19 protein-coding genes and 1 pseudogene are annotated in these 19,233 nt (G+C 71.4%); 9 read left to right on the top strand and 11 right to left on the bottom strand.

Going from position 1 to position 19,233, the window contains the following annotated elements; genetic code table 11:
• Nucleotides 1-73 precede the first annotated feature (73 nt).
• Entirely contained in the window at nt 74-1,312 is a 1,239-nt protein-coding gene (locus IEZ19_RS17920) for a DUF5919 domain-containing protein (protein ID WP_229840443.1), read from the top strand.
• Between the two features lie 102 nt (nt 1,313-1,414).
• Nucleotides 1,415-2,161, top strand: coding sequence for a 3'-5' exonuclease (locus tag IEZ19_RS17915; RefSeq protein WP_189312203.1), 747 nt, complete (start codon nt 1,415-1,417; stop codon nt 2,159-2,161).
• A gap of 70 nt (nt 2,162-2,231) precedes the next feature.
• On the opposite strand, the gene IEZ19_RS17910 is transcribed toward IEZ19_RS17915, so the two are convergent.
• Complete coding sequence (locus IEZ19_RS17910; protein WP_189312202.1) at nt 2,232-3,095, bottom strand: phosphotransferase enzyme family protein; 864 nt, start codon at nt 3,093-3,095, stop codon at nt 2,232-2,234.
• A 127-nt stretch (nt 3,096-3,222) separates the two neighbouring features.
• On the opposite strand from IEZ19_RS17910, the pseudogene mgt reads away from it, so the two are divergent.
• Nucleotides 3,223-4,462 (top strand): annotated as a pseudogene (gene mgt, locus IEZ19_RS17905) (macrolide-inactivating glycosyltransferase).
• A gap of 91 nt (nt 4,463-4,553) precedes the next feature.
• Here the strand turns inward: mgt and IEZ19_RS17900 are convergent.
• Nucleotides 4,554-6,803, bottom strand: coding sequence for an MMPL family transporter (locus IEZ19_RS17900; protein ID WP_189312200.1), 2,250 nt, complete (start codon nt 6,801-6,803; stop codon nt 4,554-4,556).
• A 374-nt stretch (nt 6,804-7,177) separates the two neighbouring features.
• On the opposite strand from IEZ19_RS17900, the gene IEZ19_RS17895 reads away from it, so the two are divergent.
• The 6 genes from IEZ19_RS17895 (at nt 7,178) to IEZ19_RS17870 (ending at nt 11,696) form a co-directional block, all read left to right on the top strand.
• Nucleotides 7,178-7,723: a DUF1697 domain-containing protein gene (locus IEZ19_RS17895; RefSeq protein WP_189312199.1), complete on the top strand. Its 546-nt coding sequence runs from the start codon at nt 7,178-7,180 to the stop codon at nt 7,721-7,723.
• A 48-nt stretch (nt 7,724-7,771) separates the two neighbouring features.
• Entirely contained in the window at nt 7,772-8,794 is a 1,023-nt protein-coding gene (locus IEZ19_RS17890) for a ketopantoate reductase family protein (RefSeq protein ID WP_189312198.1), read from the top strand.
• Nucleotides 8,795-8,819: 25 nt separating this feature from the next.
• A complete protein-coding gene (locus IEZ19_RS17885) occupies nt 8,820-9,410 on the top strand; it encodes a TIGR03086 family metal-binding protein (RefSeq protein WP_189312197.1) in 591 nt (196 codons plus the stop codon).
• Nucleotides 9,411-9,501: 91 nt separating this feature from the next.
• Nucleotides 9,502-10,401 (top strand): sigma-70 family RNA polymerase sigma factor, encoded by a 900-nt coding sequence (locus tag IEZ19_RS17880; RefSeq protein WP_229840441.1) that lies wholly within the window; start codon nt 9,502-9,504, stop codon nt 10,399-10,401.
• A gap of 55 nt (nt 10,402-10,456) precedes the next feature.
• Nucleotides 10,457-11,077: a mycothiol-dependent nitroreductase Rv2466c family protein gene (locus IEZ19_RS17875; RefSeq protein ID WP_189312196.1), complete on the top strand. Its 621-nt coding sequence runs from the start codon at nt 10,457-10,459 to the stop codon at nt 11,075-11,077.
• Nucleotides 11,078-11,375: 298 nt separating this feature from the next.
• Nucleotides 11,376-11,696: a hypothetical protein gene (locus tag IEZ19_RS17870; protein ID WP_189312195.1), complete on the top strand. Its 321-nt coding sequence runs from the start codon at nt 11,376-11,378 to the stop codon at nt 11,694-11,696.
• Nucleotides 11,697-11,733: 37 nt separating this feature from the next.
• Here IEZ19_RS17870 and IEZ19_RS17865 read toward each other — a convergent pair whose 3' ends face one another.
• The 9 genes from IEZ19_RS17865 to cysC all read right to left on the bottom strand — a co-directional run bounded on the left by IEZ19_RS17865 (nt 11,734) and on the right by cysC (nt 19,228).
• The gene (locus IEZ19_RS17865; RefSeq protein ID WP_229840439.1) at nt 11,734-12,285 is read right to left on the bottom strand and encodes a GAP1-N2 domain-containing protein; all 552 of its coding nucleotides are present in this window, start codon (nt 12,283-12,285) and stop codon (nt 11,734-11,736) included.
• Nucleotides 12,282-12,413, bottom strand: coding sequence for a hypothetical protein (locus IEZ19_RS52600; RefSeq protein ID WP_268248640.1), 132 nt, complete (start codon nt 12,411-12,413; stop codon nt 12,282-12,284). The genes IEZ19_RS17865 and IEZ19_RS52600 overlap by 4 nt, the downstream gene beginning before the upstream one ends.
• 221 nt (nt 12,414-12,634) lie before the next feature.
• Nucleotides 12,635-13,372 carry a sirohydrochlorin chelatase gene (locus tag IEZ19_RS17860; RefSeq protein WP_189312194.1) on the bottom strand — a complete coding sequence of 246 codons (738 nt, stop codon included), beginning with the start codon at nt 13,370-13,372 and terminating at the stop codon, nt 12,635-12,637.
• A gap of 5 nt (nt 13,373-13,377) precedes the next feature.
• The gene (locus IEZ19_RS17855; RefSeq protein WP_189312193.1) at nt 13,378-14,268 is read right to left on the bottom strand and encodes an ABC transporter permease; all 891 of its coding nucleotides are present in this window, start codon (nt 14,266-14,268) and stop codon (nt 13,378-13,380) included.
• Nucleotides 14,255-15,034 carry an ABC transporter ATP-binding protein gene (locus IEZ19_RS17850; protein ID WP_189312192.1) on the bottom strand — a complete coding sequence of 260 codons (780 nt, stop codon included), beginning with the start codon at nt 15,032-15,034 and terminating at the stop codon, nt 14,255-14,257. The genes IEZ19_RS17855 and IEZ19_RS17850 overlap by 14 nt, the downstream gene beginning before the upstream one ends.
• Before the next feature lie 37 nt (nt 15,035-15,071).
• Nucleotides 15,072-16,193 (bottom strand): aliphatic sulfonate ABC transporter substrate-binding protein, encoded by a 1,122-nt coding sequence (locus IEZ19_RS17845; RefSeq protein WP_189312191.1) that lies wholly within the window; start codon nt 16,191-16,193, stop codon nt 15,072-15,074.
• A gap of 226 nt (nt 16,194-16,419) precedes the next feature.
• Nucleotides 16,420-17,757: a sulfate adenylyltransferase subunit 1 gene (locus tag IEZ19_RS17835; RefSeq protein WP_189312189.1), complete on the bottom strand. Its 1,338-nt coding sequence runs from the start codon at nt 17,755-17,757 to the stop codon at nt 16,420-16,422.
• Between the two features lie 2 nt (nt 17,758-17,759).
• Nucleotides 17,760-18,695, bottom strand: a complete 936-nt coding sequence (gene cysD / locus IEZ19_RS17830) for a sulfate adenylyltransferase subunit CysD (RefSeq protein WP_189312188.1) — start codon at nt 18,693-18,695, stop codon at nt 17,760-17,762.
• A complete protein-coding gene (cysC, locus tag IEZ19_RS17825; protein WP_229840437.1) occupies nt 18,692-19,228 on the bottom strand; it encodes an adenylyl-sulfate kinase in 537 nt (178 codons plus the stop codon). Before cysC ends, cysD begins: the two co-directional genes overlap by 4 nt.
• Nucleotides 19,229-19,233: the final 5 nt, after the last annotated feature.

Here is a 19,233-nt window from a genome sequence, read left to right as displayed (position 1 = left end):
CGACCGGTACCGGAGTACCCTTCCTTGATCGTTGAGACGGGGAGTGCTCGGGGGAGCGGAAGGCGGTGCACGGGTGGGCTCGGGAGGGCTGGAGCTGCCCCCTGGTGACGAAGGTCACGAGGGGAACTCCACAGACGTCCCGCCCGGCGCGGTGTCCCTGGCCCGGCCGATGGACGCCGGAGCCATCGGGCCGGAACTGGACTGGGACGCCGAGGCCTGGCTCGAGGTGCGTACGCGCGCACAACGGGCCGGCCGTGCCTACATCTGGCTGAACCTCGTCGAACAGCGGCTGCGCGCGGTCGTGGCCGCCGTGCTGCGTCCGATCTACGAACCCGTCCACGGCGACGACTGGGTGGTCGCCGCCGCCGGACCGGCCGGACAGGAGTGGGTGCAGCGCGCGGTCGCCGTGCGCGAGGTCAGCCGCCGCAAGGGCTATCTGCTCGACCCCGCCGACGACAACGTACTCAGCTTCCTCACCCTGCCCCAGCTGCGCGAGCTGATGGTGCAGCACTGGCCGTGCTTCGAGCCGTACTTCGACGAGCGACGGGACGTAGAACTCGCCCTGGACGAGCTCGAGGTCACCCGCAACGTGGTCTCCCGCAACCGTGCGCTGTCCGAGGCCGTGCTCAACCAGGCCGAACGGGCCTCGGCCCGACTGCTGGAGATGCTCGGCTCCGGCGGTGACGTGCCCTCCGCGCGCCGGCTGCCCGTCGACGCGGTCGAGGACCTGGTCGGCGACCGGTACGCCGACGTGGTCGCCGTGCACCCCGACCGGGTGCGGCTGATGCGTCAGTTCCCCGCCGAGGACATCTTCGGCGGCGCCCGACGGCTGGACGCCATCGGCATCGGCCTCAACCTGCTCGTGCAGAACTTCTCCGGACGGCGTCTGGTGCGGCTCGCCGAGTCCGGCTGCCGGGCACGGCTCCTCTTCCTCAATCCGGCCTCCAGCGCGGTGAAGCGGCGCGAGCGCGAACTCGGGATGAGACGGGGCGAACTGAGCCGGTCCGTCGAGATGAACATCCTGCACATGCGCCGGGTGCGCTCCCGCCTGCGTGACCCGGGTGCCTTCGAGATCCACGTCTACGACGAGACGCCCCGGTTCACGGCGTACCTCGTGGACGGCGACGGCGCGGACGGCGTCGCCGTGGTGCAGTCCTATCTGCGCGGCTCGCGGGGGATGGAGTCGCCGGTGCTGGTGCTCCGCAACGGCGACCGGACGCTCAAGTCGGACGACGTGCCGGAAGCCGGGCTCTTCCCCACATATCGCGAGGAGTTCGAGCTGGCTTGGGTGGATTCGCGCTCTGTGTCCTGAACTGTCCTTGCACACAAACGGAACGCGCTCGTCGGATTGTCAGTGGCGCATGCGATCGTGGAGACCACTGGGGGAAAGCACCACCAAGAAGGGGGGCCGCCCATGGGCTGGCACCGGGAGCTGCTCATCGGCTTCGACCTGGAGACGACCGGGACGGATCCGCGCGAGGCGCGCATCGTCACGGGGGCCGTGATCGAGGTCAGGGCCGGACGGGCCACAGGGAGCCGGGAGTGGCTGGCGGACCCGGGCGTTGAGATCCCGGCGGACGCGGTGGCGGTGCACGGCATCAGCACCGAGCGTGCGGTCGCCGAGGGCCGGCCGGCCGACCAGGTCGTCGACGCGATCGCGAGCGTCCTCACGAGTCACTGGAAGACGGGCGTCCCGCTCGTCGCCTACAACGCGGCGTTCGACCTGACCCTGCTCTCGGCCGAACTGCGGCGCCACGGGCTGCCGTCCCTGTCGGACCGGCTGGGCGGTGCCGACCCCGCCCCGGTCGTCGACCCGTACACCATCGACCGCTGGGTCGACCGCTACCGCCGCGGCAAGCGCAACCTCGAAGCGGTCTGCGCCGAGTACGGCGTCCGCCTCGACGCGGCCCACGACGCCTCGGCCGACGCCCTGGCCGCTGCCCGCCTGGCCGTCGCGATAGCCGACCGCCATCCCAAGATCGCGTCTCTCGGTCCGGCAGAACTGCACCGCCGCCAGATCGAGTGGTACGCGGAGTGGGCGGCGGACTTCCAGAACTTCCTGCGCCGCAAGGGGGACGCGGCGGCGGTGGTGGACGGGACCTGGCCGGTACGGGAGTTGACGGACGGCGGATCGGTGAAGGCCACGCGCGGCGCACCGTAGCGCCGGGCCGCGCGACTCCGGCCCGAGCGCGATCACCGTTCGTTCTGAAGCGCCGGGCCGCGCGACCGACTCAGAACGAATACCACCGCACGGTCTCGTCCCCCTCCCGCAGTGACGCCACCCGGCGCTCGAACTCGGCCAGTGCCTTCGGGTTGCTCGGTGCGTGCTGGGAGACCCAGGCGCAGCTGGCCGTCTCGCGCGCGCCGCGCAGCACCGAGCAGCCCTCCCATGTGCGCACGTCCCAGCCGTATGTCTCGGTGAAGGAGTCGTACGCCCCGTCGGGCAGGCCGTAGCGGTCGTGGGAGAGGGCCATCACCACCAGGTCGTGCTCCCGCAGGTCGGCGGAGAACGTCTCCAGGTCGACCAGCACCGGCCCGTCCGGCCCGACCAGCACATTGCGGGGCAGCGCGTCCCCGTGGATCGGCCCCGGCGGCAGATGCGGCGTCAACGCGGCCGCCGCGGCGGCGAAACCGTCCCGCCGCTCCCGCAGATATGCCGCGTCCGCGGGATCGATCGCGTCACCCGCCAGGCGCAGCCAGCGCTCCACACCGCCCAGCAGCTCGCGAGGCGGCAGTTCGAAGGAGGGGGAGTCCAGTGTGTGGACGTGCCGGAGCAGTTCGGCCAGATCCCGTGGTTCTGCGGGCCGTACGGCGTCGGGCAGCCGGTGCCACACGGTCACCGGGTGACCCTCCACCAGAAGCGGCTCGGTGCCGGCCGCGCGTACCGCGGGCACCCCCGCCTCCGCCAGCCACCCGGCGATCTCCAGCTCGCGCCGCGCCCGGTCCAGAAGTTCGGCGTCCCGCCCCACCTTGACGACCAGGTCACCGGCCGCGAACACCGCGTTCTCCCCGAGGGCGAGCAGCCGTGCGTCCCGTGCCGACCCCGGCAGCACTCCCGCCGTGGCCAGTACGTCCCGCGCCCGTGCCTCGTCCATCGTCCGCCTCCGTGTCCCGTTCCGATCCGGACCAGTCTCGCATTCGCACAGGTCGGACCCGGTGTGCGGCCCACTGACCCGGAGACCTGGAACCGGGTGCTCGCCGACCCCCACCGGTGACGGGTGAATCGAATTGCACGAGACGTCTCGTCTCGCCTAGCCTCGACGCCATGACCACTCCCGCGCACATCGCCATGTTCTCCATCGCCGCCCACGGCCATGTGAACCCGAGCCTGGAGGTGATCCGCGAGCTCGTCGCGCGGGGACACCGCGTCACATACGCGATCCCGCCGGTGTTCGCCGTGGCGCAGACCGGTGCCCGGCCGGTGCCCTACACCTCCGTGCTGCCCGGGCCCGACGCCGACCCGTCCGCCTGGGGGACCACCCTCCTGGACAACGTCGAGCCCTTCCTGGACGACGCCATCCAGGCGCTGCCGCAGCTCGCCGAGGTCTACCGGGATGACGAGCCGGATCTCGTGCTGCACGACATCGCCTCCTATCCGGCCCGCGTCCTCGCCCACCGCTGGGGCGTCCCCGCGATCTCGCTCTCGCCGAGCCTCGTCGCCTGGGACGGCTACGAGGAGGAGGTGGCCGAGCCGATGTGGGCGGAGCCGGGCAGGACCGAGCGCGGCCGGGCCTACTACGCCCGCTTCGCGGCCTGGCTGGCGGAGAACGGGATCACCCAGCACCCGGATCCGTTCGTCGGCCGGCCCGCTCGCTCCCTCGTCCTGATCCCCAAGGCGCTTCAGCCCAACGCCGACCGGGTCGACGAGCGCGTGTACACCTTCGTCGGAGCCTGTCAGGGCGACCGTGCCACGCAGGGCGACTGGCGGCGTCCGGCCGGGGCCGAGAAGGTGGTGCTGGTGTCGCTCGGATCGGCGTTCACCAAGCAGCCCGCCTTCTACCGGGAGTGTGTCGCCGCCTTCGGGGACCTGCCCGGCTGGCATCTCGTGCTCCAGGTCGGCCGGCACGTCGACCCCGCCGAGCTGGGCGTCGTACCCGAGAACGTCGAAGTGCGCCCCTGGGTCCCGCAGTTGGCGGTGCTGCGGCAGGCCGACCTGTTCGTCACGCACGCCGGCGCGGGCGGCAGCCAGGAGGGGCTGGCCACCGCGACACCGATGATCGCCGTACCGCAGGCCGTGGACCAGTTCGGCAACGCCGAGATGCTCCGGGGCCTCGGTGTGGCCCGGTGCCTGACCACCGAGGAGGCCACCGCCGACACTCTCCGCGCCATCGCCCTCGCGCTCGTCGACGACCCCGAGGTGGCCCGGAAGCTCAAGGCGATCCAGGCCGGGATGGCCGAGGAGGGCGGGACGCTGCGCGCGGCCGACCTCATCGAGGCGGAACTTCCCGCGGGCCGGGCATGAGCGCAAAACCGCCCGCACGCCGGGCATGAGCGAGGGCCCGTTGCCCCCCTTCGGAGATCAACGGGCCCTCGTGTCGACGCGGTTCGGGGGATCAGACCCGCAGCGGCTCAGCCTCGCCCTCGGTCGCCGGGGCCGGTGCCACGGCCTCGGGCGACTCGTCGTGGGTGAGGTCGGGCAGCCGGTGCAGCCACTTCGGCAGATACCAGTTGCGCTCACCCAGCAGGGCCATCACCGCGGGCAGCAGCACACCGCGGATGATCGTCGCGTCGATGAGCACCGCGGCCGCGAGGCCCACGCCCATCTGCTTCATGGACTGCATGGACAGCGTGCCGAAGATCGCGAACACGGCGACCATGATGACCGCGGCGCTGGTGACGACGCCTGCGGTGGTGACCACACCGTGCTGGATCGCGTCCTTCGTCGTACGGCCCCGCAGCCGTGCCTCGCGGATCCGGGAGACCACGAACACGTGGTAGTCCATGGACAGTCCGAACAGGATGACGAAGAGGAACAGCGGCAGCCAGGTGACGATCGCGCCGACGCCCTCCGCGCCCACCAGCGAGGCGCCCCAGCCGTGCTGGAAGACGGCGACGAGGATGCCGTAGGCCGCGCCCACCGACAGCAGGTTCAGCACGATCGACGTGATCGCGACGGTCAGCGAGCGGAACGACAGCAGCATGAGCAGGAAGGCGAAGACCACGACGAAGGCGAAGACCGGGACCACGGAGCCGACCAGCTGGTCGTTGAAGTCGTGGGACCCGGCGACGTTGCCGGTGATCGGCGCCTGGACGCCGTCGACCTTGCCGAGCGTGGCCGGCCGTACCTCGTCACGCAGTTTCTCCAGGCTCTTGGTCGCCTTGTCCATGTCGGAGCCGCCGACCAGCGGCACCGACACCAGGGCGACGTTCTGGGCGGCGTGCAGCTTGATGTCGACCGGGCCGCGCGAGGCGCCCGACTCGATCGCCCGGTCCCTGAAGTCGGCCAGCGCGTGCTGGACCTCGGGAGCGTTGATGTCCTTGGCCTTGACGACCACCTCGGCGGGCTCGGAGCCGCCGGGGAAGGCCTCGTTGAGCCGGTTGTAGGTCTGGACGATGGGCAGCTTGTCCCCGAACTCCTGGTCCAGGGTGAGCTGCGAGGTCTTCATGCCCAGAGCCGGGGAGGCGACGGCCAGCAGCGCGCCCACCGCGACGACGACGGACACCGCGGGCTTGGCGAGCACGCCCCGCAGGACCGTGGTCCAGAACCGGCTCTCCGCACCGGCGCCGCGGTTCCGGCGGCGCAGGAACGGGATCCGCCCCTTCTCGACCCGCTCGCCCAGCAGCGACAGAAGCGCGGGCAGCACGGTCACGGAACCGACCATGGCGACCGCCACGACCATCAGCGAGGCCAGGCCCATCGCCTCGAACTCGGCGAGGCCGGTGAACAGCATGCCCGCCATCGCCACGCACACGGTGACACCGGAGACGATGATCGCGCGTCCGCTGGTGGCGGCGGCGATCCGCAGCGCCGTCTGCGGGTCCCGCCCGGCCTGGCGCTCCTCGCGCTCCCGGCGGAGGTAGAAGAGGCAGTAGTCGACGCCGACCGCCATACCGACCAGCAGCATCACGGAGTTGGCGGTGTCGCTCATCGGCTGCAGATGGCTGACGATGCCCATCAGACCCATCGTCGCCATGATCGCGGTGATCGCGAGCGCCACCGGCAGCAGCGCGGCGACCAGCGCGCCGAACGCGATGAGCAGGATGCCGAGAGCCACCGGCACCGCGGACAGTTCGGCCTTCTGGAAGTCCTTCCCGAAGGCGTCCTGGTACTGCTTATTCATGCTGGCGCCGCCGATCTCCTCGATCCGCAGCGACCCGTGGTCCTTCTGCACCCCCGCGACGGCGTTCAGCACCGGCTCGACCCGGTCGGCGGCGGTGTCCGCCTCGCCGCGCATGTCGAACTGGACGAGCGCGCTGCGGCCGTCCCCCGAGATGGTCTTGGTGTCGTACGGCGAGGTGACGCCGGTGACCTTGCCGGTCTCGTCGACGGCCTTGACCACGGCGTCGACGGCCGATCGGAACTGCGGGTCCGTGGCCTTGACGGCGCCGTCCCTGGACTGGATCAGGACGGTCTCACCGGCCGGTTCCTTGATCCCCGCGTCGTCGATGATCTGCGCGGCGGTGTGTGTCTCGCCCTTCAGCTGGTCGCTCTCGTCGACGTCGACCCGGCCGGCCGCCGAACCGAGCCCCATCGCCAGCACCACGAACAGCACCCAGATACCGACGGCCGCCCAGCGGTGCCTGGCGCTCCAGCCGCCGGCCCGGGCCGCCAGGCCCCGCACCCGCGAATCTCCGTTCCCCATGACGGACTTGCCCCCTTGTGTGCGGTGACGGATCCCGGCCGCCACGACATCGCCTTGTTTCGATTCGAAGATATGGGCCGGATAAGGCCCGCTCGTCGTGCTGCCCGGTGAAGTGCGGGCCGGGGTTCTCGTCGTCGGGGATGATGCCGACCCCCTACATCTATCCGGGCTTCCCGGGGTCGGCGATCAGGGTGTCCGTACCGACGACAGGGATTCACTTTGTGATCGAGAAGCGTTGTCGAACAAGTCACAGCCGCGTGCAGGTGTTGCTCCGTAGCCCCTGGATGGGCCAGAGTTTCGCCCAGCCCGCACCACGGGCGCGCGGTCGTCGTGCCCACCCCCACGGGGCACGACGGCCGCCCTATGGTGGGTGGATGAAGAGGTATGCGGCGCTGCTGCGCGGAATCAACGTGGGTGGCAGGAAGAAGCTCCCGATGGCCGAGCTGCGTCAGCTCATGGAGGGCCTCGGACACGACGGCGTACGCACCCATCTCCAGAGCGGCCAGGCCGTGTTCACGACCGCGCGGGGTGACGAGGAGTCCTTGGCCACGGAGTTGGCGGCGGCGATGGAGAGCCGCTTCGGCTTCGCGGCCGACGTGATCGTGCGCGACCACGCCTACCTCGCGGCGATCGCCGACGCCTGCCCCTTCCCGGCCGCGGATCTGGAGCCCAGGCAACTCCACGTCACGTACTTCTCCGCGCCCGTCACCCCCGGCCGCTTCGCGGAGATCGACCCCGCGGCCTACCTCCCCGAGGAGTTCCGCCTCGGCGACCGAGCCCTGTACCTGTACGCCCCCGACGGCCTCGGCCGCTCCAAGCTCGCCGAACACCTCTCCAGGCCGCGCCTCACCAAGGGCGTGATCGCGACGAGCCGCAACTGGAACACGGTCGTCAAACTCGTGGAGCTGACGGCCGAGTGACCCCGCGCGGACAGGGGCAGGCCGTGTGACTGTGCGAGGCTCTCACGTATGCGCTACATCATCATCGGGACAGGGGCCGTCGGCGGGGCGATCGGAGGCCGGCTCGCACAGGCCGGGCACGAGGTCGTGCTCGTCGCGCGGGGCAAGCAGTTCGCGGCGCTCAGTGAGGGAGGGCTGCGGCTGCGCGTGCCCGAGGGTGAGTTGACGTACCGGCTGCCCGTGGTCGACACCCCGGGGGCGCTCGGCACGCTGCGCGGCGACGACGTGCTCGTGCTGGCCGTGAAGACCCAGGACGCCGAGGCCACGCTGGAGACCTGGGGGCCCGTCGCGGTCGAGGGCGGGGGCACGGCGGCCGAGCGGCTGCCGGTGCTGTGCGCGCAGAACGGGGTGGAGAGCCGGCGGCTCGCGCTGCGTCGGTTCCGGCATGTGTACGGCGTCTGCGTGTGGCTTCCCTCGACGTTCGTGGAACCCGGCGTTGTCTCCGCCGCCGGATCCCCGCTCACCGGGATGCTCCACCTCGGCCGTCATCCGCACGGCACCGACGACACCGCCCGGCGGATCGCCGCCGACCTCGAGACCGCGCGCTTCGAAGCGCCCGTCGTGGCGGACGTGGCGCGCTGGCAGTACGCCAAGCTGCTCGGCAACCTCGCCAACGCGCTGGAGGCCGTCAGCGGTCCCCTCGCGAGCGACGAGAGCCGGGCGCTGTACGCGCGCGTGCGCGCCGAGGGCGAGGCCGTGCTGGACGCCGCCGGGATCGCCTGGGCGAGCGAGGAGGAGCAGGCCGCACTGCGCGGCGACAAGATCACGCTCGTCCCGCTGGACGGCGCCCCACGCGGCGGCGGTTCCTCCTGGCAGTCCCTCACCCGCGGCACCGGCACCATCGAGGCCGACTATCTCAACGGCGAGATCGTCCTGCTCGGCCGGGTGCACGGGGTGCCGACCCCGCTGAACGAGCTGCTCCAGCGCCTCGCCAACGCATTCGCGCGCGAGCGGCGGGCCGCCGGGTCGATGCCGGTCGCCGAACTGACGCGGCTGGCGGACGACGCTGTCGCGTTTGTTCAAGAGACCTGAGCGGGCGCTGCCTAGCGTGGGCCGCATGACGTACGACGACCTGCACCCGTACATGATCCAATGCGCCGCCGAGGCGGCCCGCGTCGCGCGCGGTGTCACAGCCGCCCGGCTCGACGACCGTACCCACTGCCCCGACTGGGACGTCCGCGCACTCGTCAACCACTGGGTCCTCTACACCTCGCACGGCCTGGAGCACCGCGCCCTGCGCAAGCAGTTGTCCGAGGAGCTGTCCGAACGCGACTTCACCGCCGATCCGGACTGGGCCGAGGCGTACGCCGCTCAGCTGGACCGGGCGGTGGCCGCCTGGGCGGACCCGGCGGTCTGGGAGGGCGAGGTCGACCTCGGCATGGCGGCGATGCCCGCCGCCGACCTCGCCTCGATGATCATCAAGGAGCTGGCGGTGCACGGCTGGGACGTCGCCACCGCCACCGGCCAGGAGTACCACGTCTCGGAGGGCGCCGCCCGGCTCGTCCTCGACGTGGTCGTCAAGCACGGCGACCTCTACCGCCAGTACGACGGCTTCGCCGACCCCGTGCCCGTGCCCGGCGACGCACCCGTCTTCGACCGTGCGCTCGCCGCCAGCGGCCGGGATCCGCGGCAGGGCGCCGTGGGGTGACCTGCCCCTGGGGTGTTGATCTTTGGCCGCGTCCGGCGTTTCGTGGTCCTCGACCGGTTGCACACCCGGACGAGGAAGGAGACCCGGCGCGGTGGACGACAACACGGCGGGCGCCCAGGAGTTGCTGGCGGCACGGTTCGAGGCGGACCGGCCTCGTCTGAGGGCCGTGGCCCACCGGCTGCTCGGCTCGGCCGGCGAGGCGGACGACGCCGTACAGGACGCCTGGCTGCGCGCCGACGGGGCCGACCTCGACGGCGTGGAGAACCTCACCGGCTGGCTGACCACGGTGGTCACCCGCGTCTGCCTCAACCGGCTGCGGGCCCGCCGCACCCGGCGCGAGGAGCCCCTGGAGGCGGCGCCCGAGTCCCCGGGGGCGGACGAGGGCGCCGACCCGGCCCGCGAGGCACAGCTGGCCGACGAGGTCGGTGTGGCCCTGCTGGTCGTCCTCGACACGCTGGCGCCCGCCGAACGCGTCGCCTTCGTCCTGCACGACCTGTTCGCCGTCCCCTTCGACACCATCGCCCCGATCCTCGAGAAGACCCCGGCCGCCACCCGGCAGTTGGCCAGCCGCGCCCGCCGCCGCGTCCGGGGCGGTACCCCCACGCCCGCCGGCGATCCGGGCCGGGCGCGCAAGGCCGTCGAGGCGTTCCTGGCCGCCACCCGGGCCGGAGACTTCGCGGCACTGGTCGCGCTGCTCGACCCGGACGTGGTGCTCCGCGCCGACGCCCTCGTCATCCCCACGCCGGAACCGGTCACCGTCCGCGGCGCCGAGCCCGTCGCCCGGGGTGCCATGGCGGCCGTATCCCGCGCACGGTTCACCGGACTCGCCCTGCTGGACGGCGCGTTCGGCCTGGTCATGGCGCCACTCGGACGCCCGCGTCTGGTGCTGGCCTTCACCGTCGGGGGCGGGCTGATCACCGGGATCGAGGTGATCGCGGAACCGGAGCGGCTCGGCCGGATCGAGATCGGGGTCGTGGAAATGGACCAGTGAAAGGGCGACCGATTGGGTCGTCACCTTGGACCACTGGCTCCGTAACGTCGTCGTCATGACGCGTTCCGAGACCACCACCAGGGTCGACATGTACGTCGACCCGGCCTGCCCCTTCGCCTGGATCACCTCCCGCTGGCTGCTGGAGGTCGAGCGGGAGCGCCCGCTCGACCTCCGATTCCATGTGATGAGCCTGTATCTGCACAACATCGGCAACGAACTCCCGGACTGGTACCGGGACCTGGTCGACCGATCGATCGGCCCGGTACGGGTCGCGGTGGCCGCCGCCGAGCGCCACGGCGCCAAGATCCTGCCCGACCTCTACACCGCGCTCGGCACCCGCATCCACGTCCACGGGGACAAGGATTTCGACGTGGTGATCGCCGAATCCCTCGCCGAACTCGGGCTCCCCGCCGACCTCTCGGCCGCCGCGCACGATCCGTCGTACGACCACGCCGTACGACGCAGCCACGAGGCCGGCGTCGAGCCCGACTCGGGCGGCTACGTGGGCACGCCCACCCTCCATGTCGACGGCGCGGCCTGGTTCGGGCCCGTCCTGCGGGCCGTGCCGCGCGGTACCGAGGCCGCCGAACTCTTCGACGCGTTCCGGGTCCTGGCCGCCCACCCGGACGTCTTCGAACTGAAACGCACCCGCACAGGAGGGCTGTCCTTCGGCTGACCCGGCACCGTGCTGACCGAAATTCGGCCCCCGAGAGTGAGACACCGGCAGCGCACTGTGACACATACGACGTCAGTGGCGCAGTACAACATGCCGTCCCGTGCACAGGGACGGTTCTGCGGCCGTCCGCGGCCCGGTATCGCAGGGGAGTACCGGACCGGGGACGGCCGCCCTCGTTTCCGCGGTCTCTCCCTGGTTCGACACGGGTGAACTCCGCGACAAACCAGGTGCGTCGTCCCTAGGGTGAGGCGCGCGCAGTTCCGCAGGAGGGGCAGGTCGGCGTGAGCGAGGACAGGACATGAGCACGTACAACTTCCACGGGAACGCCGACGGGTCCCGCGGCTACGGCGACCACGACGGCGACGACCGCGTCGGGATCAACAACGGCGCTCTCCTGCGCGTGGCGGAGCAACTCGTCGAGCGGCTGCGCAGCGAGAACCCGGCGCTCATCGGCTACGCCGAGATCATCCGGGACGAGCTGACGCAGGCCGCCCCGGACGGCCGCGGCGCCAATCACGGCCGTATCCGTTCCTCCCTGGAGACGATCGGCGTCGGCGTCTCGGCGGGCACGGGCTCCCTGGTGCTGGTGCAGCAACTGACCCACGTCCTGGGGCTGTGAGTGCCAGGGCCCGCCGCCGACGGGGCCCAGCACCAGCTCACTCCACGATCACGATCTGCCGGGTGTCCGTCCCCGCGACCAGGGTGCGCAGGTCCGCGAAGAAGGCGGCGAGCCGCTCGGCCCGGGACCGTGCGAACGCCACCAGCCGCTCTCTGCGCAGCAGTCCGGTCGGCTCGAACCGCTCGAACGGCACCGGTCGCCCGTCCGGCGGCGCGGCGTCGGCCCAGCGCGGCGACTCCCACGCGGTGATCGGCAGCGCCCCGTCCGGCAGCCGCGCCCCGGACGGCAGATGCAGCGCGTGCGCGTGGAAGGTCCCTGTCCGCCCGCCGTCGTCCGTGCCGGTGCAGACGGTGCGGCTCAACAACCGTCCGCCGTCGGAGAGTTCGCTGAAGCTGAGGGCCTTGGGGAAGGACTTCAGCTGGTCGGCGTCGGGGCGGTCCGGGCGGTCGTGCGGTGGCTCGTACCCGATGAGCTGCTCCGCCTCCCGCAGCAGCGTGGCCGGCACGCCCGGGCTGACCGCGGTGAACCGGAGGCCCGATCCGCCGGGTCCGGGCGGCGCCGAGGTGTAGTGCAGCTGGGCGAGGCTCACGTGGCGCGCCCCTTCCCGAAGCAGCAGCGGCGGATGACGGTCGTCATGGAGCGGCGCACCACCAGGGTCGCGGGGGACGGTTCTTCGAGTCCGGCGGTGCGGCCTGCGGCACCGAGAGTGTCGCCCACCGTGGCAGCCCCAGGCGATGCCCGAACTCACGACCCGCCACGCGAACTGCTCTCCCCGCCGGTACCCCGGGGACCATCCCAGCAGATCGCACGGTGCCCAGGAAGGGTTTTCGGGGAAGCTGAGCAGGTCGGAGCCGGTGACGCCCAGGAAGCGGGCGGACGACGCGGCGCGGCGGCGCGCGGTGTGCGCGGCCTGCCCGACCGGCGCGTGACCCGGACGGTCAGGCGCCCAGTGCCGTCAGAGCCGGGGCGTGCGCCGCGTCGTACCGTGCCAGGAGCAGCCGGGCCACCTCCGGCGCGGGGCCCAGTACGTCGGCCAGTACGTCCGCCTCGGCCGCACCGCGCGCGATGCGGTCCGGGAGGAAGCCGGGGGCCAGGACGTACGGCGCCACGGCCACCCGCTCGCAGCCGGCGGCGCGCAGTTCCCGTACCGCGTCCTCGGTGCGCGGCAGGGACGCGGAGGCGAACGCGGGTCGCACGGCGCACCAACCGGTGTGCCACCACTCCCGCGCGATGTCGGCGATCACCGCGATCGCCTCCGGGTCCGTCGACCCCGCCGAGGCCAGTACGACCCCGGTGGAGGACTTGTCGGCGGGCGCGAGGCCCGCCTCGTACAGACGGCGCTCCAGGGCCGACACCAGCAGCGGCGACGGGCCGAGCACCTCGGCCTGCCGGATCCGCAGCGGTGCCGGGGCCTCCCGCAGCACCGCCGGGATGTCGGCCTTCGCATGGAAGGCGCGCGTCAGCAGCAGCGGCAGGGCGACGACGTCCCGTACGCCCTCCGCCGCCAGGGACTCCAGCACCCCGTGCACGGACGGGACGTTGAAGTCCAGGAAGCCGGTCTCCACGCGCAGCCCCGGCCGCAGCGACCGCACCCGCCGCACGAGGGCGTGCACGGTCGCGGCGTGCCGCGGGTCGCGGCTGCCGTGGGCGATGACGAGGAGGACCGGCTTGTGCATGGGCGTCAGCTCTTCACCAGGAGGCCGCGGCTGCGCAGCACCCACCGCTCCAGCGGGCTGAAGATCAGCAGGTCGATCGCGATGCCGACGAACAGGATGAGCAGGATGGCCTCGAACACCATCGCCATGTCACTGGCGTTGCGGCCGTTCTCCAGCAACTGGCCGAGGCCCACGCCGAGATCGGGGAAGGACGCGATGATCTCCGCGGCCATCAGCGAGCGCCAGGAGAACGCCCAGCCCTGCTTCAGGCCCGCCACGTACCCGGGCAGCGCGGCCGGGAGTGTGATGTGCCAGGTGCCCTTCAGCCCCGTCGCGCCCATCGTGCGGCCCGCCCGCAGGAACAGCGGCGGCACCTGGTCGACGCCGGACACCAGGCCGTTGGCGATCGATGGGACGGCGCCGAGCAGGATCACCGCGTACATCATCGAGTTGTCCAGGCCCAGCCAGATCACGGCCGGCGGCACCCACGCCACCGACGGCAGCGACTGCAGACCGGACAGGATCGGGTGGATGGCCGCACGCACGAACTTCACCCGGGCCACGAGCAGCCCCAGCGGGGTGCCGATGACCAGGGCGAACAGGAAGCCCAGCAGACCGCGCGAGACGCTGGTCCAGATGTAGTCGAGCAGGGTGCCCTGCAGCCAGGCGTCCTCGACCGTGTGCCACACCGCCGACGGCGAGGGCAGCTTGGACGGATCGGTGACGATCTTGAAGGAGATGAGCCCCTGCCAGACCACCAGGACCACGGCGATGGCGATGACCGGCGGCAGGATCTTGTTGACGAAGGTCTGCCGGAACGGCGTACGGCGCGCCACCGAGGACTCCAGCGCGTCGAGCCCCGCCTCGATGCCGGCCAGCCCGGCGGTGTCCGTCGTCTTCGTCTCAGTGCTGGCCATGACGGCGGATCTCCCCACGCAGTACTTCGGTGATCTCGAGGGACAGTTCGGCCACCGGCGCGTCCTCGATGCGGCGCGGCTGCGGAATGTCGACCGTCCACTCGCGCGCGATACGGCCCGGACGCGACGACAGCAGGATCACGCGCTGCGCCAGCCGCACCGCCTCGCGCACGTTGTGCGTGACGAACAGGACCGACAGACCGGTCTCCTGCCAGATCCGGGTCAGCTCGTCGTGCAGCACGTCCCGGGTGATGGCGTCGAGTGCCGCGAACGGCTCGTCCATCAGCAGCAGGTTGCTCTCCTGCCCGAGCGCGCGGGCCAGCGCCACGCGCTGGCGCATACCGCCCGACAGCTCGTGCACCCGCTTGCCGTACGCCCCCTTGAGGCGCACGAGTTCGAGCAGCTCCTCGGCCTTGCCGCGCCGCTCGTTCTTCGGAACTCCCCTGAGTTTCAGGGCAAGCTCGATGTTCTTGCCGGCCGTCAGCCAGGGGAACAGGGCGTGCTCCTGGAACATCAGGGCGGGGCGGCCGTCCGTAGTGATGGCACCGGTGGTGGGCTCGTCGAGGCCCGCCACCAGGTTCAGCAGGGTGGATTTGCCGCAGCCCGAGGCCCCCAGGAGGGTGACGAACTCGCCCGGCGCGACATCGATGCTGATGTCGTCCAGGACGAGCTGCTGTCCACCCGGCTGGGCGAAGGACTTCGAGACGTGCTCGATGCGTGCCGCGTGCTCGACCGACTCGTCGGCCTTGGCGAGCGTCGTGGCCATGGTCGTCACCTCCTGGGAACTCGTCGGGGTCGTGGGGTCAGCTGGTGCCGAGACCGGCGGCGTCGACCGGGCTGTCGCCCTCGGCCTGGAGGACCTTGTTGAGGATCGTCAGGTCGTAGATGCCGTTCAGGTCGGGCTTGGCCAGCAGACCGGCCTTGACCGCGTGGTCCGCCTCGGTGTTCAGGGTGGAGGCCAGCGGGTCGTTGGTGATCTGGATGGACTTCCACGCCGGGTCGAGGACGTCGGCGGGCAGCTCCTTGCCCGAGTCGACGCCCAGCTGCTTGTTCGCTGCGGCCTTGGCCTCGTCCGGGTTGGCGTTGATCCACTTGTTGGTCTCGACCGAGGCCTTCAGCACGGCCTCGACGGCCTTCGGGTGCTCGCTCAGGAACTTCTGCGACACGATGATGTTCGTGATCACGAACTTCTTGCCCGGCCACAGCGTGGACTCGTCGAGGATCGCCTTTCCGCCCTCGGCGACCAGCTTGGAGGCGGTCGGCTCCGGCACCCAGGCGCCGTCGATGGACCCGGCCTTGAACGCGTCCGGGGTCACCTTGTTGTCGCTGCGGACGACCGTGACGTCACCCTTGCCGCTCTGCGGGTCGACCTTCCAGCCCTGGTCGGCGATCCAGTTGAGGAACGCTACGTCCTGCGTGTTGCCCAGTTGAGGCGTCGCGATCTTCTTGCCCTTGACGTCCTCGAGAGACTTGATCTTCTTCGGGTCGACGACCAGCTTCACGCCGCCGGACGCCGAACCGCCGATGATCTTCAGGCTCTTGCCGTCGGACTTCGTGTAGCCGTTGATCGCCGGGGAGGGGCCGATCCAGCCGATGTCGATGGAACCGGCGTTCAGCGCCTCGATCTCGGAGGGGCCGGCGTTGAAGGTGGCGTACTCGGCCTTGGTGGCGCCGAGTTCCTTCTGGAAGATGCCCTGGCCCCGGCCGACCAGCGCGGTCGCGTGGGTCAGGTTGCCGAAGTAGCCGATCTTGACGGAGTCGAGGCCGTCGATCTTCTTGGATCCGGCGGCGACCTTCTGGTTCGCGGAGTCGTCCTTGGACTCGGACCCGTAGCCGCAGGCGGCCAGCGTCAGAAGGGGGAGCGCGGCGGCCACGGCGAGGCCGCGGCGGAGGAAGGTACTACGCGAGTGGAGGTTGGCAGGCACGGGAGGTGTTCCTCTCGTTGGCCCGGCGGTCACGATCTCTCAGGTCGTGGCCGGGAGGTCGGCAGGTCTTCGTCTACGCAGGCTGTGGGGGGCGAGGGCGCGCAGGCAGTGCGCGTACGTCAGCTCGCACATCGCGCCACTCCGCCCTGCCCGCTGCCGAGGGCGCCGCTGCCGACACGGCCGCCCTCCTTCGCGAACATCGAGTAGAAATCGGTGGAGTTCATGCTCAGAAGTCCCACCCGTCGTCCTCGGCCGCGTCCTTGACGGGATCCGGGGAGGCGAACGACTCGCCGACCATGCCCGCGGTGAGCGTGGTGCCGTCGGCCGGGTCGATCAGGATGAACGAACCGGTGCGGCGCGAGTCGGCGTAGGAGTCGACCGGCAGCGGCTCCGCGGTGCGGATCTTCACGCGGCCGATGTCGTTGGCGACGAGCTGCCCCGGGTGCGGGTGCAGGGACAGGTCGTCGAGGGTGAGCCGGGAGGGAATGTCGCGGACGATCGCCTTGACCGTGCGGGTGCCGTGCTTCAGCAGCACGCGATGGCCGACCGTCAGCGGCTGGTCCGCGACATGGCAGACGGTCGCCTCGACGTCCTGCGTCGTCGCGGGCGCGTCCTTGCTCGGCACGATCAGATCGCCGCGCGAGACGTCGATGTCGTCGGTCAGCAGGAGGGTCACGGACTGGGTGGTCCAGGCCGCGTCGACGGGCTTGCCGAGCAGGTCGATGGCGGAGATGGTCGTGGTCCGGCCCGAGGGCAGGACGGTGACCTCCTCGCCGACGTGGAACGTGCCGGCGGCGATCTGTCCCGCGTAGCCGCGGTAGTCGGGGTGCTCGGCGGTCTGCGGGCGGATCACGTACTGCACGGGCAGCCGGGCGTGGCAGTGCGCCAGGTCATGGCTGACCGGGACGGTCTCCAGATGCTCCAGGACCGTCGGGCCGCCGTACCAGTCCATGTTCGCGGACGGCTCCACCACGTTGTCACCGGCGAGCGCGGAGATGGGGATCGCGGTGACCTCCGGGACGCCCAGGTCGGTCGCGTATGCCGTGAACTCCTCGGCGATCGCTGCGAAGACGGGCTCGCGGTAGTCGACGAGGTCCATCTTGTTGACCGCGAGGACCACGTGCGGGACGCGCAGCAGGGCGGCGATGGCGGCGTGGCGGCGGGTCTGCTCGACGACGCCGTTGCGGGCGTCGACCAGGATGACCGTCAGCTCGGCGGTGGAGGCGCCGGTGACCATGTTCCGCGTGTACTGCACATGGCCGGGGGTGTCGGCCAGGATGAACCGCCGTCTGGGCGTGGCGAAGTAACGGTACGCCACGTCGATCGTGATGCCCTGCTCGCGCTCGGCCCGCAGCCCGTCCGTCAGCAGCGCGAGGTCGGGGCCGTCCTGGCCGCGGCTTGCCGAGGCGCGCTCGACGGCCTCCAGCTGGTCGGCGAGGACCGACTTGGAGTCGTGCAGCAGCCGGCCGACGAGGGTGGACTTGCCGTCGTCGACGGAGCCCGCGGTGGCGAACCGCAGGAGTGTCGTCTCCGTCGTCCCGGTGAGTTCGGTGGTCGTGCTCATGCTTAGAAGTACCCCTCGCGCTTGCGGTCTTCCATCGCGGCCTCGGACAGCTTGTCGTCGGCACGCGTGGCGCCGCGCTCGGTGAGCCGGGAGGCGGCGATCTCGGCGATCACCTGCTCGAGGGTGGTCGCGTCGGAGTCGACGGCACCCGTGCAGGACATGTCACCGACGGTCCGGTAGCGCACGAGACGCTTCTCGACGGTCTCGCCGTCCTTGGCGCCGCCCCACTGGCCGGCGGTCAGCCACATGCCGCCTCGCCGGAAGACCTCGCGCTCGTGCGCGTAGTAGATCTCGGGCAGCTCGATGCCCTCGCGGGCGATGTACTGCCACACGTCCAGCTCGGTCCAGTTGGACAGCGGGAAGACCCGGACGTGCTCGCCGGGGGCGTGCCGGCCGTTGTAGAGGTTCCACAACTCGGGGCGCTGGCGACGCGGGTCCCACTGGGAGAACTCGTCCCGCAGCGAGAACACCCGCTCCTTGGCGCGGGCCTTCTCCTCGTCGCGGCGCCCGCCGCCGAAGACCGCGTCGAACTTCTCGCTCTGGATGCGCTCGGTGAGCGGGAGGGTCTGCAGCGGGTTGCGGGTGCCGTCGGGACGTTCGCGCAGCACACCGCGGTCGATGTAGTCCTGGACGGAGGCCACATGGAGGCGCAGCCCATGTGTGGCCACTGCACGGTCGCGGTAGGCCAGCACCTCGGGGAAGTTGTGCCCGGTGTCCACGTGCAGCAGGGAGAAGGGGACCGGCGCGGGCGCGAACGCCTTCAGCGCCAGGTGCAGCATGACGATGGAGTCCTTGCCGCCGGAGAACAGGATCACCGGCCGCTCGAACTCGCCGGCCACCTCCCGGAAGATGTGCACCGCCTCGGACTCCAGTGCGTCCAAGTGCGACAGGCCGTACGGCGTGCCCGTGCCCTCCTCGACCTTCGCGACGGTCGTCATGCCAGTCCCCTCTCGCTGAGCAGGGCGTACACCGACGCCGCGGACTCCTGCACGGTCTGGTGCTGCGACTCGATGCGCAGATCGGGCGACTCGGGTGCCTCGTACGGGTCGTCGACGCCCGTCAGGCCGGTCAGCTCGCCCGCGGCCTGCTTGGCGTACAGCCCCTTCACGTCGCGCACCGAGCACACCTCGACCGGGGTGGCGACATGCACCTCGAGGTACGTCGTCCCGCCCTCCTCGTGCCGCTTGCGCACCGCGTCACGGCTGTCCGCGTACGGCGCGATCACCGGCACGAGCGCGGTGACGCCGTTGCGGGCGAGCAGTTCGGCGAGGAAGCCGATGCGCTGCACGTTGGTGTGCCGGTCCTCGCGGCTGAAGCCGAGCCCGGCCGAGATGAACTCGCGGATCTCGTCACCGTCGAGCACCTCGACGCGGCGGCCCCCCTCGCGCAGCCGGCCGGCCAGCTCGTGGGCGATGGTGGTCTTGCCGGCGCTCGGCAGACCCGTGAGCCAGACGGTGGCTCCGGTCGTCACGTGGT

Origin of the sequence: Streptomyces brasiliensis (assembly GCF_014647875.1) — a bacterium.
Lineage (GTDB): Bacteria > Actinomycetota > Actinomycetes > Streptomycetales > Streptomycetaceae > Streptomyces > Streptomyces brasiliensis.
The sequence above is the reverse complement of the archived record's forward strand: the minus strand, read 5'-3'. Positions and strand labels throughout refer to the sequence as shown.

Coding starts and splice junctions, on each gene's coding strand:
- IEZ19_RS17870 (WP_189312195.1), top strand. CDS start 11,376: ATGAGCACGTACAACTTCCACGGGAACGCCGACGGGTCCCGCGGCTAC.
- IEZ19_RS17890 (WP_189312198.1), top strand. CDS start 7,772: ATGCGCTACATCATCATCGGGACAGGGGCCGTCGGCGGGGCGATCGGA.
- IEZ19_RS17895 (WP_189312199.1), top strand. CDS start 7,178: ATGAAGAGGTATGCGGCGCTGCTGCGCGGAATCAACGTGGGTGGCAGG.
- IEZ19_RS17915 (WP_189312203.1), top strand. CDS start 1,415: ATGGGCTGGCACCGGGAGCTGCTCATCGGCTTCGACCTGGAGACGACC.
- IEZ19_RS17855 (WP_189312193.1), bottom strand. CDS start 14,268: ATGGCCAGCACTGAGACGAAGACGACGGACACCGCCGGGCTGGCCGGC.
- IEZ19_RS17885 (WP_189312197.1), top strand. CDS start 8,820: ATGACGTACGACGACCTGCACCCGTACATGATCCAATGCGCCGCCGAG.
- IEZ19_RS17910 (WP_189312202.1), bottom strand. CDS start 3,095: ATGGACGAGGCACGGGCGCGGGACGTACTGGCCACGGCGGGAGTGCTG.
- IEZ19_RS17875 (WP_189312196.1), top strand. CDS start 10,457: ATGACGCGTTCCGAGACCACCACCAGGGTCGACATGTACGTCGACCCG.
- IEZ19_RS17850 (WP_189312192.1), bottom strand. CDS start 15,034: ATGGCCACGACGCTCGCCAAGGCCGACGAGTCGGTCGAGCACGCGGCA.
- IEZ19_RS17860 (WP_189312194.1), bottom strand. CDS start 13,372: ATGCACAAGCCGGTCCTCCTCGTCATCGCCCACGGCAGCCGCGACCCG.
- IEZ19_RS17835 (WP_189312189.1), bottom strand. CDS start 17,757: ATGAGCACGACCACCGAACTCACCGGGACGACGGAGACGACACTCCTG.
- IEZ19_RS17900 (WP_189312200.1), bottom strand. CDS start 6,803: ATGGGGAACGGAGATTCGCGGGTGCGGGGCCTGGCGGCCCGGGCCGGC.
- cysD (WP_189312188.1), bottom strand. CDS start 18,695: ATGACGACCGTCGCGAAGGTCGAGGAGGGCACGGGCACGCCGTACGGC.